This window comes from Halomonas sp. SIMBA_159 (assembly GCF_046536035.1).
Lineage (GTDB): Bacteria > Pseudomonadota > Gammaproteobacteria > Pseudomonadales > Halomonadaceae > Vreelandella > Vreelandella venusta_A.
In genome coordinates, this window is the sequence record NZ_JAWJBT010001159.1 from 1 (window position 1) to 250 (window position 250).

The window sequence follows — 250 nt, forward strand, 5'->3', positions numbered from 1 at the left end:
GGGTTTCTGCGGTGATCGCCATCAGTACTATGCGGCTGAAAATGCCTATCTGGATAAGGTCATTGAGCGTCGTAAAGGCATTCCGGTCAGTCTGGGGGCCATTATGATTTATCTGGCTCAGCATCTGGAGTTACCTGTCACCGGTGTGGCTTTTCCCACTCAGTATATTCTGCGTGTCGACTGGCCCAACAGTGAGCCTCAGTTTATTAATCCGTTTGACGGTGAATTTGTCAGCCGCCAGACACTCAGT

Annotated in this window: 1 protein-coding gene; it reads left to right on the forward strand. The window is 50.4% G+C overall.

Annotated features, from left to right (window positions below; all coding sequences use genetic code 11):
* On the forward strand, nt 1-250 hold a 250-nt coding region (locus R0J87_RS22905), incomplete at both ends, for a transglutaminase family protein (protein ID WP_498889235.1).